This is a genomic window from Micromonospora sp. MW-13 (genome assembly GCF_003434305.1).
GTDB lineage: Bacteria > Actinomycetota > Actinomycetes > Mycobacteriales > Micromonosporaceae > Micromonospora.
This window is the reverse complement of record NZ_QKKX01000076.1, coordinates 1-13582: the sequence shown is the minus strand read 5'-3', so window position 1 is coordinate 13582 and position 13582 is coordinate 1. Positions and strand designations below refer to the sequence as shown.

Sequence of the window (13582 nt, the reverse complement as noted above, 5' to 3'; positions counted from 1 at the left end):
AACCACACTTGCTTCCCGATACGCTCTGCAATGGAGGAATCAACAATGGGTCAGCACCCCAAGGGCGACTTCGACCTGTCCCGGGCGGTCTGGCAACGGGCCGAGGGCGACACCTCGGACAGCGCGGTCGAGGTGGCCTTCGTCGATGATCTGATCGGCATGCGCAACTCCGCCGAGCCGGACGGCCCCGTGCTCGTCTTCACCCAGGCCGAGTGGGACGCCTTCGTCGCCGGCGCCCAGGACGGCGAGTTCGACCTGGACTGAGCCGATCGAGACAGGCCAGTCGAGACAGGCCGGTCGGCGCGACGGCCGGTCGGGACAGGCCAGTCGATGTGACGGCTGGTCACCCGCGACGTCGACCTCCCGTCGGCGGCGGGGTGGCGCACCCCGATCGGGTCGCCACACCGCTGCCGACGGGGCAGGCGACGGTCAGCCCGGGCAGGTTGCCGACCGCCTCGACGCAGTAGCCGCACCTCGCCTGGCCCCGCTCAGTCGCCATCCCCCCAGCCCAGGCCGCCCGGGCCCGGCGCGTGGTGGAAGCCGGGATGGCCGGCCACGTCGGCACACCGCTCGCGGTCCGGGCCGACCGCCCCGCAGAACAGCCGCTCGGCCCGGTGCCAGGCGTCGGCCGGGGACAACGCGGCGGCCCCGAGGGCCAGCTCGGGGCGGAGCACGCTCAGCCCCTCCGCGTACGCGACGGCCAGCTCGCGGGCCCGGTCGGTGCCGTCGGCCGCGAACCCGAGGTGCACCGTGAAGTGGCGCGGCGGCGTCTGCCGCCGGGGCGGGGCGAGCAGCGGGCGGTCCGGTACGCCGATCCCGCCGCCCGCCGGGCCGACGCCCAACCCGTCGACCGCCCGCCGCTCCCGCCAGCGCCGCGACCCGTTCTCCCGCATGCGGTCCTCCCCGTCCTCGCCGACCGCGGGCCGCCCGTCGGCCCGTGCGATCCAGCGAACCAGGTTTCCGCCGCCCGGGGAGGGGCCAGCCGGGCGCGGATCCGCTGGCCCCTCCCCGGGCCGGCGACGTGCGGGATGCTGAAGGTCCGGCCGCCACAGCGACATGTTCCGGCCGAGCGCCGGGCGTTTGGCCAGCCGGGATGCGGGCATCCACTGCGGCCCCGGCCGATCGACACCACGGGAGGCACCGGTGCCCTTCGACGTCAGCGCGGCCGGCCGGCGGGCCGCCGTCCCCGACGGGGCGGACGCGGCACGGGCGGTGGGCCGGCCGGGGGGCCTCGCGGACGCCGCCCCGGTCCGCCGCCGGCTCCCCGTCGAGTACGTCCTGCCGCTGCGCTGGTCCGGCGACGCCGGGCTGGCCGAGCTGACCGGCTACCTGCGCGGACTGGGCCGCCTCGTCGACGTGACCGTGGTCGACGGCTCCGCCCCCGACGTCTTCGCCCGGCACGCCGCCGCGTGGCGGGGCCTGGTACGCCACCTCGCCCCCGACCCGGCGGTGCGCGGCGGCAACGGCAAGGTCGTCGGGGTGTTGACCGGGGTGGCGGCGGCCCGGCACGAGCATGTGGTCATCGCCGACGACGACGTCCGCTACGACGAGGCGGGGCTGCGCGCCGCGCACCGGCTGCTCGACGGCGTCGACCTGGTCCGCCCGCAGAACCACTTCGACCCGGTGCCCTGGCACGCCTGGTGGGACACCGGCCGGATCCTGCTCAACCGCGCCCTCGGCGCGGACTGGCCGGGCACCCTGGCCGTGCGCCGGAGCACCTTCGTCGCGATGGGCGGGTACGACCCGGACGTGCTCTTCGAGAACCTGGAGCTGGTCCGCACCGTGCGGGCGTACGGGGGCACCGAGGCGGCCCCGCCCGGGCTGTACGTCCGCCGGCTCCCGCCGGACGGCGCGCACTTCCGCGGGCAGCGGGTCCGCCAGGCGTACGACGACCTGGCCCAGCCGGCGCGGCTGGCGGCCTCGCTGGCGGTGCTGCCCGCCGTGCTGGCCGCGCTGGTGGCCCGCCGGCCCGGCCTGCTGCTCGGCGCGGCGGTGGCCGTGGTGGCGCTCGCCGAGGTGGGTCGCCGCCGGGCCGGCGGGGCGCGGGTCTTCCCCCACACGGCGGCGCTGGCCGCCCCGCTGTGGCTGGTTGAGCGCGGCGTCTGCTCGTGGCTCGCCGTCGCCCACCGGGGGCTGGGCGGCGTGCCCTACGCCGGGGCCCGCATCACCCGCGCCGCCAACTCCCCCGGCGCCCTGCGGGCGAGGCGGAACGCCCGGTCGACGCCCGAGGCGTAGCGGGGCCCACGCACCCGCACCCGTACCCGACAGCTCGCGGCCGTTGACCCGGTCGGCGGCCTGGTGGTCCAGCTCGGTCACCGGGCCGGCCTGACCGCCCTGCTGTGCCAGCGAGCGCATCTCGTCGGCCAGCGAGCGCAGCCCGCCGGCGGCCCGGCGCTGCCGCTCACCGGTCTGGCCGACAAGCTGGTCGCGTGCCTGACCGTAGAGGTTGATACCGCCGGCGTCTTTTTGACCTACCCCCGGTCCGGCCCTCCATACCTGATTCCTGATTTCTCTGCGGAGTGTGTGAGCGCGCACACAGAATGGAGGATCGTCGGGAGCTGCCGATCCACGGAGGTGACAGCGATGGCGCACGGGACCCCCAAGCCCCGGGTGCGGCAGGCCGCCGCCGCGGTGGCCGCGCTGTTCATCCTGCTCGGCGTGCTCGGCTTCGTCCCCCGCGTCACCACCGGGTACGACGATCTGACCTTCGCCGGGCACACCTCCGGCGCGAAGCTGTTCGACCTGTTCCAGGTGTCGATCCTGCACAACGCCCTGCACCTGATCTTCGGGCTGGCGGGGCTGGTCCTGGCCCGCAGCGTCGGCGGCGCGCGGCTCTTCCTGGCCGGCGGCGGGGCGATCTACCTCGGGCTCTGGCTCTACGGGTTCGCCATCGAGTTCTCCGCCGAGCACAGCGCGGCCAACTTCGTCCCGCTCAACGGCGCGGACAACTGGCTGCACCTGGCGCTCGGCTTCGGCATGCTCGTCCTGGGCCTGCTGCTGTCCGAGCGGGCCGGCACGGGCGGCCGGCTGGACAACCCGATCGACCGTCCCTGACCGCCCCCGGGCGGTTCGACACCACCGCGGGTACGGGCCTCAGGCCGCGACCGGAAGGCGCTTGGCGAAGCAACGGCTGTACGGGTTGGCGACGTACTCGCCGTACACCGGGATCGGGGCGTACCCGCCGGAGGTGTAGAGGCCGATGGCGGCCGGCAGGTAGCTGCCGGTCTCCAGCCGGATCTCGGCGTACCCCTGTTGGAAGGCCAGCTCCTCCAGGGCGGCCAGCAACTGCCGGGCGATCCCCCGCCCCCGGTACGCGGGTCGGACGTACATCCGCTTCAGCTCCCCGGTGCGCGGGTCGAGCTCCTGGATGCCGCCGCAGGCGACGGCCCGGCCGGCGGCCACGACCGCGAGGTAGCGGATGTCGTCGTGGGTGACGGTCACCTGCCCGTCCAGGCCGCCGTCGGCCTCCCGCAGCTCCCGCTGCTGCGCCGTGACCAGAGCGGCGATCTCCGGGTCGGTGGTGGGCCGCGATTCGATCAGCATCCCGAGACCGTAGGCCGGCCGGATTTCCTCCAGGTTTCCGGCGGGCGACCCGGCGGCGGAGCCCAGCGAGCGGTTCGTCGTCGGGCCGCCTGCCCGGACCGCCGGGGCTATTCGTCGAGGTCGGCGTCGGACTCGTCGTCCGCCGCGCCGGTGGCCAACTCGTCGGCCGGTCGCTGCCGGCGGGCCTTGCGCGCGGCGAGCCGGTCGGCGGCCGAGGCCCGGGACGACTTCTCCTCCAGCCGCACGTCGGTTCCCCGGTTGCCCGGGACGAAGTCGACGCCCGCGTAGAGGGTGGGCTGCCAGTCGAACTCGCGCTCGCCGATCCGCACCAGGTCGCCGGGGTTCGCCCCGGCCCGGGCCAGCTTGTCCTCGACGCCGAGGCGGGCCAGCCGGTCGGCCAGGTACCCCACGGCCTCGTCGTTGTCGAAGTTCGTCTGCCGCACCCAGCGCTCCGGCCGGACGCCCCGGACGGTGAACGAGCCGTCCGGCTCCGCCTCAATGGTGAAGCCGGTGTCGTCGACCGCCTTCGGGCGGATGACGATCCGGGTCGGCTCGGCCGGCGGCGCGGCGGCGCGGCCCTGCTCGACCAGCTCCGCCATGGCGAACATCAGCTCCTTGAGGCCCTCGCGGGTGGCCGCGGAAACCTCGAAGACCCGCAGGCCGCGGGCCTCCAGGTCGGGGCGGACGATCTCGGCGAGGTCCCGGCCGTCCGGCACGTCGACCTTGTTGAGGGCGACCAGGCGGGGCCGGTCGGCGAGCCCGCCGTACTCGGCGAGCTCGGCCTCGATGGAGTCGATGTCGGCCAGCGGGTCCCGGCCGGGCTCCAGGGTGGCGGTGTCGATCACGTGCACCAGCACCGCGCAGCGCTCGACGTGCCGGAGGAACTCCAGCCCGAGGCCCTTGCCGGTGGCCGCCCCGGGGATCAGGCCGGGCACGTCGGCGACGGTGAAGGTGTGGTTGTCGACCCGGACCACGCCCAGGTTGGGCACCAGCGTGGTGAACGGGTAGTCGGCGATCTTCGGCCTGGCCGCCGAGATGACCGAGATCAGCGACGACTTGCCGGCCGACGGGAAGCCGACCAGGCCCACGTCGGCGACGCTCTTGAGCTCCAGCACCACGTCGAGCTGGTCGCCGGGCTCGCCCAACTCGGCGAAGCCGGGGGCCTTGCGCCGGGCGTTGGCCAGCGAGGCGTTGCCCCGGCCACCCCGGCCACCCCGGGCCACCTCAAAGGTGGTGCCGGCGCCGACCAGGTCGGCCAGTACCTCGCCGTCCGGGGTCTGCACGACGGTGCCGTTGGGCACCTTGAGCACCAGCTGACGCCCGTTCGCGCCGTCCCGGTTCGAGCCCGCGCCGCCCTTGCCGTTCTCGGCCTTGACGTGCGGGTGGAAGTGGAAGTCGAGCAGGGTGTGCACCTGCGGGTCGACGACCATGGTCACGCTGGCGCCGTGCCCGCCGTTGCCGCCGTCCGGGCCGCCGAAAGGCTTGAACTTCTCCCGGTGGATCGAGACACAGCCGTGCCCGCCGTCGCCGGCCTGCAGGTGCAGGACGACCCGGTCCACGAACATCGTCACGTCGTCAATCCTTCCGGCGGGATGCGCCCGCGCGTACGAGAAAAAGGCAAAGCGGGCCGGGACCTACCGGTCCGCGGCCCGCGACGCCTTCGAACTACTGCTGCGGCACGATGCTGACGGTCTTGCGACCGCGCCTGGTGCCGAACTGGACCGAGCCGGCGGCCAGCGCGAAGAGCGTGTCGTCGCCACCACGGCCGACCAGGTCACCGGGGTGGAACTTGGTGCCACGCTGCCGGATGAGGATCTCACCCGCGCTGACGACCTGACCACCGAAGCGCTTCACGCCGAGCCGCTGGGCCGCGGAATCACGGCCGTTGCGCGAGCTGGACGCACCCTTTTTGTGAGCCATCTGAGGACGACCTACTTCCCGCTGGAGATGCCGGTCACCTTGACCTGGGTCAGCGGCTGACGGTGACCCTGGCGCTTGTGGTAGCCGGTCTTGTTCTTGAACTTGTGGATCTTGATCTTCGGGCCCTTGGTGTGCGCGGCGATCTCGCCGGACACCGCGACATCGGCAAGCTTCGTCGCGTCGGTCACCAGGTCGTCACCGTCGACGAGGAGCACCGCGGTGAGCTTCACCGCGTCGCCGGGGGCACCGGCGAGCTTCTCGACCTCGATCACGTCGCCCTCGGCGACCTTGTACTGCTTGCCGCCGGTCTTGACGATCGCGTACATCGGAGGCGGACTCCCTGTCGTTGAGGCTGCTGGCGGTCGTTCCCTCGGCGGCTCGCCGGGTAGCAGAGGCACGGCGGCGCGGGCACGGGGGAACTCGGCACACCAAAGTGCGCCGCAAGATAGCCTACGCCATCGGCGGGCCCACGCCCAAACGGGGCTCCCCGTTCCCGGCGTTCCCGCCGGTCACCGGGACCAGGACGGACGCGGGCGGCCACCGGGACCCGGACGGGCGCTGGCGGCCACCGGGACCGGGCGGCCCCTCTCCGGGCGGTGCGGAAGAGGCCCCGCCCCTCAGCGGGCGCAGAGCTGGTCGAGGCGCTGCTGGAGCTTGTCCAGCTCCTCCTCGTCGATCGCGTCCACGTCGGTGCCCAGGGTGCCGACCTCGCTGGCCAGGTCGGCCAGCAGCGTCCTGAGCTGCGGGTCGGTGGCCCGGGCGGACTGCTGCCGCAGCGCGGTGCGCCAGCCGGCCAGCGCGGCCTCGGCCCGCTTCCGGGCGGCCTCCGCCGTCGCGCTGTCGTTCGCCCCGACCGCGCCGATCATCCGGCCCAGCTCCGCCACGTACGTGCGGACCGCCGCGCCGCTGGCCTGCTGGGCGGTGGCGCAGACCTCCGGGCCGTTCCCGCCGGCCGGCCCGCTCGGCCCGGGCGACCCACCGGCCGCGCCCGGCCCGGCTCCCGCCGCCCCCGGGGTGGCCCCGGCCGCCGGCGGTGAACCGCTCGGTCCGGGCTCGGAACCGGAGCGCTCGGCGGAGCAGGCCGCCCCGGCGGACAGGACCGCCACGGCGACGGTGAGGGCGAGCAGACGACGCATTCTTCTTCTCCTGACCGGGGGGTGGCCGATCCTAACCGGGGCCGGGAAGACCGACAGGGCCCCGCCCACCGGTGCTGTTGCCGGGGGAGGGGCCCTGTCGGACGCGCGGGAGGTCAGCCGGTCACGGGCGGGTGCGCCGCCGGGTACCGCCCCGGCGGGACCGGCGCCGGCCGACACCGCCCTCGTTGTCGCCGTCGGCCTCGTCGCCCAGGGCGTCCGGGTCGTCGGCCCCGGCCAGCCGGGCGGACTCGCCCTGCTGGCTGTCCAGCACGGCCGGCGCGGCAGCCGTGTCCGCCTCGTACCGGGACAGGTCGTAGCCCATGGTGTCGTGGTACTCGGCGTCCGCGCTCGCACCCGGCACCTCGGGAGCCTCGGTCACCTCGGCCACCTCGACCACCGCGCGCTCCGGCGTGGCGCTCTTGCGGGCCCGCCGCCGCGACGGTGCCCCACCGACCTGCTCGGCCGGGGCGGGGGTGGTGACGGCCGAGGCGACCGCCTTGACCTTCTCCCCCGCGCCCCCGGAACGCGGCTTCTCCGGCACCGGCTCGGTGTGGATGACCACGCCACGGCCCTTGCAGCAGTCGCAGGTCTCGCTGAACGCCTCCAGCAGCCCCGCGCCGATCCGCTTGCGGGTCATCTGCACCAGGCCCAGCGAGGTGATCTCGGTGACCTGGTGCTTGGTGCGGTCCCGGCCCAGGCACTCGGTGAGCCGACGCAGCACCAGCTCGCGGTTCGACTCCAGCACCATGTCGATGAAGTCGATCACCACGATGCCGCCGATGTCCCGCAGCCGGAGCTGGCGGACGATCTCCTCCGCCGCCTCCAGGTTGTTGCGGGTGACCGTCTCCTCCAGGTTGCCGCCCGCGCCGGTGTACTTGCCGGTGTTGACGTCGACCACGGTCATCGCCTCGGTCCGGTCGATCACCAGGTGACCGCCGGAGGGCAGGAAGACCTTCCGGTCCAGACCCTTGAGGATCTGCTCGTCGATCCGGTACTCGGCGAACACGTCGCTGGTGCCGACGTACCGGCGCACCCGGTCGACCAGGTCCGGCGAGACGTGCGAAAGGTACGAATCGACCATCCCGTACGACTCGTCGCCCTCGATCACCAGCTCGCGGAAGTCCTCGTTGAACAGGTCCCGCACGACCCGGATGACCAGGTCCGGCTCCTCGTAGAGCAGCACCGGGGCGCCGCCCTCGGCCGCCTTGGCCTGGATGTCCTCCCACTGGGCCTGGAGCCGCTTGACGTCGCGGGCCAGCTCGTCCTCGCTCGCCCCCTCGGCGGCGGTCCGGACGATCACGCCCGCGCCGTCGGGGACCAGCTTCTTGAGCACGTCGCGCAGCCGCTTGCGCTCGGTGTCGGGCAGCTTGCGGCTGATGCCGGAGGCGTTGCCGTTCGGCACGTACACCAGGTGCCGGCCGGACAGGGCGATGTGGCTGGTCAGCCGGGCGCCCTTGTGCCCGATCGGGTCCTTGGTGACCTGCACCAGCACCGAGTCGCCGGACTTGAGGGCGTGCTCGATCGAGCGGGCCCGACCCTCCAGGCCCGTGGTGTCCCAGTTCACCTCGCCCGCGTACAGCACGGCGTTGCGACCCCGGCCCACGTCGACGAAGGCCGCCTCCATGCTCGGCAGGACGTTCTGCACCTTGCCGAGGTAGACGTTGCCGGCCATCGTGCCGGAGGAGTTGCGGGTGACGTAGTGCTCGACCAGCACGCCGTCCTCCAGAACGGCGATCTGGGTGCGGTCGCCGCGCTGGCGCACCGCCATCACCCGGTCGACCGCCTCGCGGCGGGCCAGGAACTCCGACTCGCTGAGGATCGGCGGACGGGTCCGCCGCTGCTCCCGGCCGTCGCGGCGGCGCTGCCGCTTCGCCTCCAGCCGGGTCGACCCGGAGACGCCCTGCACCTCGTCGACGGCCTTGCGCGGCTCGCGGATCTTCACGACGGTGGGCACGCCGTCGTCGGCCCCTCCGTCGTTCTCCCCGGCGCCCCGCCGCCGACGACGGCGGCGGCGCCGGGTCAGCCCGTCCCCGTCCCCGTTCTCCTCGCCCTCGTCCTCGTCCCCCTCGGCCTCAGCCTCAGCCTCGGCGGCCTCCTCCTCGGCCTGGGCCGCCTCCTCGGCGTCCTCGTCGTCGGAGTCTTCCGCGCCACCCTTGCCCCGGCCCCGGCCCCGGCGGCCACGCCGGCGGCGCCGACGGCCGGCGGCGGTCTCGTCCTCGTCCTCGTCCTCTTCGCCCTCGGCGGCCTCGTCGGCCTCCTCGACGGCGGGCTCCTCGACGGCCTCCGCCACCTCGACGGCCTCGGCCGGCTCGGCCTCGCGGCGACCGCGGCGACGCCGGCGGGTCGGCTCGACCGGCTCCTCGGCCGGCTCCTCCTCGGTCACGACGGGCACCACGACCCGGACGACCGGGGTCTCCTCCGGCTGGGGGGCCATGAAGAGCACGGTCGGCGCGGAGAGCGCGGCCCGACGCCGCCGGGTCTTCGGCTCAGCTGGCTCGGTCGCCTCGGCCGGCTCGGCCGCCTCGACGGGCTCGGCCGTCCTGGCCGGCGGCCCGGCGGGCACGGCCACGCCGGGCGGGACCTCCCCGGCACGCCTCTGCGCGCCCCTGGACCGGGTGCCGGCGGTGGCCGGGCGGTCGGCCTGCGCCTCGGCGGCCCGGGCGGCCTCGTCGGCCTCCTCCTCGGCCGGCGCCGCGCCGTCGACCGGCGCCTCGGCCGGCTCGGGCGCGGACGTGGTCCGGTCGGCGGCGGGCGCGGACGACGCCTCCGCCGGGGCGGTGGCCGCCTCCACGGTGGGCTCGGCCGGGGCCTCCGCCGCGGGCGCGGTGGCCTTGCGGCGGCGGGTCCGGGTCACCTTCACCGGGGGTACGACCTCGGCGGACGCCTCCACCGCGCCGGCCGCGACGACCGGTTCCTCCGCTGCCTCCGCCGCCTTCGCCGGGGTCGCCTTGCGGCGGCGGCGCGGCGTCTTCGGGGCCTCCTCCAGCTCACCGGCGATCGGGGCGAAGACCTCGGCCTGGGGGGCCTCGCCGCTGGTCGAGCCGGCGGAGGTGGACGCCTCCACCGGCGCGTCGGTCCGCTCCGGCTGGTTCAGCGGGGCGGCCCGCCGCCGGGTGGCCCGCTTACGGGGCGGGGTGGCCGGCGCCTCGGTGGCCGGTTCCCCACCGGGCGCCTGCTGGGCGGCGGTGGGGCCGCCGACCGGGGCGGCACCCTCGGCGGCGCCGGTGACGGTGCCACCGGCGTCGGTGGTGGTGCGGTCAGCGGTCTCGCCGGCCGGCTGTGAACCGGTCCGTTCGCCGCCCTCGGGCTCGTTCTCGAGCATGGACGTTCTCCAGTTCTGGCTGCCCCGGGCGCGGTTGAGCGCTGCCACGCAGGGTCGCCGCAAAAGTGTTTCCGCCGGGCGCGCGAGGTGCGCGACCGCCGAAGTCTGCCTGCCTGAACGCTGACCGACGGTCAACGCTCATACGATGGCTGCCCCGTCGCGATCCGCGTCCAACGGATCCACGATCGCGCCCTGCGCGGTCAACGTGCCCTGCGCCAGCCGGATCACCCTCGGTGACACCGGCGGCTCCAGGTCGGCCACCGCGCGGAGGCCGGAAAGGACGTCATCGGGTCGTACGGACGGGGTGACCTGCCGGACGACCAGTTCGAGTATCGCACACGGTACGGCCGCGGCCCCGGAAGGCGTCCGCAGAGGGGCGATCACATCGATGCTGATGACTGCCGCACGGGCGTCGAAGGTACGCCGTCCCTGTTTGGTCAGCCGCTCGACCTGGACCTCCTCGGCGGCGGTGAAGGCGGCCACCGCGCGTCCCAGCACGGCCGGGTCGACCTCCGGCAACTCGATACGCCAGTGCGACGCCTCGATCCGGTCGGCAAGACCGCCGCCGGAGGCGACGACGGCGTCCAGGACGTCGAGGCCGGGCGAGAGGGCGGCGTCCAGCGCGGCCCGTAGCCGCTCCGGGTCGACCGGCTCGCGGAGCCCGATCTCGAGGTACTCCGCCTCGCTGGCCACGCCGGTCGGGGCGGCACTGGCGTAGGAGATCTTGGGATGTGGGGTGAAGCCCTGCGAGAAGGCGATCGGTACGCCCGCCCGGCGCAGCGCCCGCTCGAAGGCACGGGCGAAGTCGCGGTGCGAGGTGAACCGCAGCGGTCCACGCTTGGCGTACCGGATCCGGACACGCTGGACGACCGGGGCCTGGCCGCCCTCCGGCTGTGGTTTCCTGCTGATCGTCGTGCTCCTCGGACTCAGAACCGGTTGGTCGGGCGGGTGCCGTCGCCGACACGCCGTGACCGTGACGACACCTACCTGGTCAACGCAGCGGGCGACAGGGCCGGCCGTGGGTCAGGGGTGGGTGGGGGTGGGCACCTTCATGCCGGCGCCGTTGATCGGGGTGAGCGGGAGCAGCTTCTTGCCCGTCGGGCCGATCTGGATCTCGGTGTCCATGGACGGGCAGACCCCGCAGTCGAAGCACGGGGTCCACCGGCAGTCGTCCTGCTCGTACTCGGACAGCGAGTCCTGCCAGTCCTGCCAGAGCCAGTCCTTGTCCAGGCCCGAGTCCAGGTGGTCCCAGGGCAGGACCTCCAGCTCGTCGCGCTCCCGGGTGGTGTACCAGTCCAGGTCCACGCCGAAGGCCGGCAGCACCTCGGCGGCGGCGTCCACCCAGCGCTGGTACGAGAAGTGCTCGCTCCAGCCGTCGAACCGGCCGCCGTTCTCCCAGACCCGGCGGATCACCGCGCCGACCCGGCGGTCGCCGCGGCTGAGCAGGCCCTCGATCAGCGACGGCTCGCCGTCGTGGTAGCGGAAGCCGATCGCCCGGCCGAGCGAGCGGTCCGAGTTGATCTCCTGCTTGAGCAGCTTCAGCCGGTGGTCGATGACCTCCGGCCGCTCCATCGCCGCCCACTGGAACGGGGTGTGCGGCTTCGGCACGAACCCGCCGATGGAGACCGTGCAGCGGATGTCCTTCGAGCCGGTGGCGGCCCGGCCCGCCTTGATGACCTCGTGGGCCATCCGGGCGATCTGGAGCACGTCGGAGTCCGTCTCGGTGGGCAGGCCGCACATGAAGTAGAGCTTCACCTGCCGCCAGCCGTTGGTGTACGCGGTGACGACGGTGCGGATGAGGTCCTCCTCCGACACCATCTTGTTGATCACCTTGCGGATCCGCTCCGACCCGCCCTCGGGGGCGAAGGTCAGGCCGGTGCGCCGCCCGTTGCGGGACAACTCCTGGGCCAGGTCGATGTTGAACGCGTCCACCCGGGTCGACGGCAGCGACAGCGACACGTTGGTGCCCGCGTACTGCTCGGCCAGGCCGGAGCACATGTCGCCGATCTCGGAGTGGTCGGCCGAGGACAGCGACAGCAGGCCCACCTCGTGGAAGCCGGAGAACTCCAGCCCCTGCTGCACCATCTGCCCCACCGTGGTGATCGACCGTTCCCGGACCGGCCGGGTGATCATGCCGGCCTGGCAGAACCGGCAGCCCCGGGTGCAGCCCCGGAAGATCTCCACCGCGTACCGCTCGTGCACGGTCTCGGCGAGCGGGACCAGGGGCTTCTTCGGGTACGGCCAGGCGTCCAGGTCCATCGTCGTGCGCTTGTGCACCCGGAACGGCACGTCCGCCCGGTTCGGCACGACCCGCTGGATCCGCCCGTCGGGCAGGTAGTCCACGTCGTAGAAGCGCGGCACGTAGACGCTCTCGGTGCGGGCCAGCCGCAGCAGCAGCTCGTCGCGCCCGCCCGGGGAGCCCTCGGCCTTCCACTCCCGGACGATCGTGGTGATCTCCAGGACCGCCTCCTCGCCGTCGCCGAGCACGGCGGCGTCGACGAAGTCGGCGATCGGCTCCGGGTTGAACGCGGCGTGCCCGCCGGCCACGATCACCGGGTCGGCGTCGGTGCGGTCCGCCGCGAACAGCGGGATGCCGGCCAGGTCGATCGCGGTGAGCAGGTTGGTGTAGCCCAGCTCGGTGGAGAAGGAGACACCGAACACGTCGAAGTCGCGCACCGCGCGGTGGGCGTCGACGGTGAACTGCGGCACGCCGTGCGCGCGCATCAGCTTCTCCAGGTCGGGCCAGACCGCGTACGTCCGCTCGGCGAGCACGTCGGGCAGCTCGTTGAGGACCTCGTACAGGATCTGCACGCCCTGGTTGGGCAGCCCGACCTCGTACGCGTCGGGGTACATCAACGCCCAGCGGACGGTCGCCGCGTCCCAGTCCTTGACCACCGCGCCCAGCTCGCCACCGACGTACTGGATGGGCTTGGTCACCTGGGGCAGCAGCGGCTCCAGCCGGGGCCAGACGGAGTTGGCCGCGGCGGGGCGCGGGGTGGTGGACGGGACGCTCATGATGCCCAAGGGTACGCGTCCGTCCACCGGCCGCCGCGTCGCATCCGCCGCGCGTCCGGTCCCGCCCCGGGGAGGACCGGGCCCGCCGCCCGGGACGCGGGCGGATCGCCGTCGGTGGCACGCCGGTACTAACCTCGGACCGGCGCGAGAGGAGATTGCCGCGATGCCGCACCCGCAGCCGGGAGCAGATCGACCGGCCGACGGGGGCACCCCGGCCGCCGACCGGGACCAGGATCCGACCGTCGCCGGCGAGTCGCCCCCCTCCCCCGAACCGTCGCCCGCCGCGCCGGACCCGCGCGGCGCCGCCGAGCCGCCCGCCGACGCGGAGGTGCCGTTCGCAGCCCCGCAGGGCACGTCCGCCGCGACGGCGGTGCCCGTCGCAGACCCGACGGAGGCCGCCACCCCGGCGGGTGACGCCCCCGACCCGGCCGGTTCCGCCGGCGCCCCGGTCGGCGACGCTCCCGACGCGACCACCCCGGTCGGCGACTCCCGGCCGACGGCCGAGGCGCCGGCCCCGCCGGAGCCCACCCGCGTCGACCCCGACCCGGCCCCGGGAACCCGGCCCGAGCCGGTCATCCCGGCCCCGCCGGCCGACACCGCCCCGCGGCCGACCGGCCCGGACCCCACCGCGGTCGAGGCCACCCCG

12 protein-coding genes and 1 pseudogene are annotated in these 13582 nt (G+C 74.6%); 4 read left to right on the top strand and 9 right to left on the bottom strand.

Translation table 11 applies throughout. The features are described from left to right. Positions 1-45: 45 nt before the first annotated feature. The gene (locus C5N14_RS27975) at positions 46-264 is read left to right on the top strand and encodes a DUF397 domain-containing protein (protein ID WP_067312494.1); all 219 of its coding nucleotides are present in this window, start codon (positions 46-48) and stop codon (positions 262-264) included. Positions 265-488: 224 nt separating this feature from the next. Here the strand turns inward: C5N14_RS27975 and C5N14_RS27970 are convergent, their stop codons facing one another. Continuing rightward, a complete protein-coding gene (locus tag C5N14_RS27970) occupies positions 489-893 on the bottom strand; it encodes a hypothetical protein (RefSeq protein WP_117672370.1) in 405 nt (134 codons plus the stop codon). 250 nt (positions 894-1143) lie between these two features. Here C5N14_RS27970 and C5N14_RS27965 point away from each other — a divergent pair, with 250 nt between their 5' ends. Beyond that, positions 1144-2235, top strand: coding sequence for a glycosyltransferase family 2 protein (locus C5N14_RS27965; protein WP_243640111.1), 1092 nt, complete (start codon positions 1144-1146; stop codon positions 2233-2235). Positions 2236-2583: 348 nt separating this feature from the next. Continuing rightward, positions 2584-3054, top strand: a complete 471-nt coding sequence (locus C5N14_RS27960) for a DUF4383 domain-containing protein (RefSeq protein WP_117672366.1) — start codon at positions 2584-2586, stop codon at positions 3052-3054. A 39-nt stretch (positions 3055-3093) separates the two neighbouring features. On the opposite strand, the gene C5N14_RS27955 is transcribed toward C5N14_RS27960, so the two are convergent. The 8 genes from C5N14_RS27955 to C5N14_RS27920 form a co-directional block, all read right to left on the bottom strand. Further along, complete coding sequence (locus tag C5N14_RS27955; protein ID WP_117672364.1) at positions 3094-3543, bottom strand: GNAT family N-acetyltransferase; 450 nt, start codon at positions 3541-3543, stop codon at positions 3094-3096. 107 nt (positions 3544-3650) lie between these two features. Next, entirely contained in the window at positions 3651-5114 is a 1464-nt protein-coding gene (gene obgE / locus C5N14_RS27950; RefSeq protein WP_117672362.1) for a GTPase ObgE, read from the bottom strand. Between the two features lie 94 nt (positions 5115-5208). Next, a complete protein-coding gene (gene rpmA / locus C5N14_RS27945) occupies positions 5209-5463 on the bottom strand; it encodes a 50S ribosomal protein L27 (protein ID WP_101412393.1) in 255 nt (84 codons plus the stop codon). A gap of 11 nt (positions 5464-5474) precedes the next feature. Next, entirely contained in the window at positions 5475-5789 is a 315-nt protein-coding gene (rplU, locus tag C5N14_RS27940; RefSeq protein ID WP_117672360.1) for a 50S ribosomal protein L21, read from the bottom strand. Between the two features lie 291 nt (positions 5790-6080). Beyond that, positions 6081-6599 carry a hypothetical protein gene (locus C5N14_RS27935; RefSeq protein ID WP_117672357.1) on the bottom strand — a complete coding sequence of 173 codons (519 nt, stop codon included), beginning with the start codon at positions 6597-6599 and terminating at the stop codon, positions 6081-6083. A 121-nt stretch (positions 6600-6720) separates the two neighbouring features. Further along, a complete protein-coding gene (locus C5N14_RS27930; RefSeq protein WP_117672355.1) occupies positions 6721-9921 on the bottom strand; it encodes an Rne/Rng family ribonuclease in 3201 nt (1066 codons plus the stop codon). A 138-nt stretch (positions 9922-10059) separates the two neighbouring features. Then, positions 10060-10773: a TIGR03936 family radical SAM-associated protein gene (locus tag C5N14_RS27925; RefSeq protein ID WP_117672353.1), complete on the bottom strand. Its 714-nt coding sequence runs from the start codon at positions 10771-10773 to the stop codon at positions 10060-10062. Positions 10774-10944: 171 nt separating this feature from the next. Further along, positions 10945-12936 carry a TIGR03960 family B12-binding radical SAM protein gene (locus C5N14_RS27920; RefSeq protein WP_117672351.1) on the bottom strand — a complete coding sequence of 664 codons (1992 nt, stop codon included), beginning with the start codon at positions 12934-12936 and terminating at the stop codon, positions 10945-10947. Between the two features lie 163 nt (positions 12937-13099). On the opposite strand from C5N14_RS27920, the pseudogene C5N14_RS27915 reads away from it, so the two are divergent. Next, positions 13100-13582, top strand: a pseudogene (locus C5N14_RS27915) (hypothetical protein); the annotation flags it as partial.

Excerpts from the sequence above, each read along its gene's own strand:
- C5N14_RS27975 (WP_067312494.1), top strand. The coding sequence starts at position 46 with ATGGGTCAGCACCCCAAGGGCGACTTCGACCTGTCCCGGGCGGTCTGG.
- C5N14_RS27970 (WP_117672370.1), bottom strand. The coding sequence starts at position 893 with ATGCGGGAGAACGGGTCGCGGCGCTGGCGGGAGCGGCGGGCGGTCGAC.
- C5N14_RS27960 (WP_117672366.1), top strand. The coding sequence starts at position 2,584 with ATGGCGCACGGGACCCCCAAGCCCCGGGTGCGGCAGGCCGCCGCCGCG.
- C5N14_RS27955 (WP_117672364.1), bottom strand. The coding sequence starts at position 3,543 with ATGCTGATCGAATCGCGGCCCACCACCGACCCGGAGATCGCCGCTCTG.
- rpmA (WP_101412393.1), bottom strand. The coding sequence starts at position 5,463 with ATGGCTCACAAAAAGGGTGCGTCCAGCTCGCGCAACGGCCGTGATTCC.
- rplU (WP_117672360.1), bottom strand. The coding sequence starts at position 5,789 with ATGTACGCGATCGTCAAGACCGGCGGCAAGCAGTACAAGGTCGCCGAG.
- C5N14_RS27935 (WP_117672357.1), bottom strand. The coding sequence starts at position 6,599 with ATGCGTCGTCTGCTCGCCCTCACCGTCGCCGTGGCGGTCCTGTCCGCC.
- C5N14_RS27930 (WP_117672355.1), bottom strand. The coding sequence starts at position 9,921 with ATGCTCGAGAACGAGCCCGAGGGCGGCGAACGGACCGGTTCACAGCCG.
- C5N14_RS27920 (WP_117672351.1), bottom strand. The coding sequence starts at position 12,936 with ATGAGCGTCCCGTCCACCACCCCGCGCCCCGCCGCGGCCAACTCCGTC.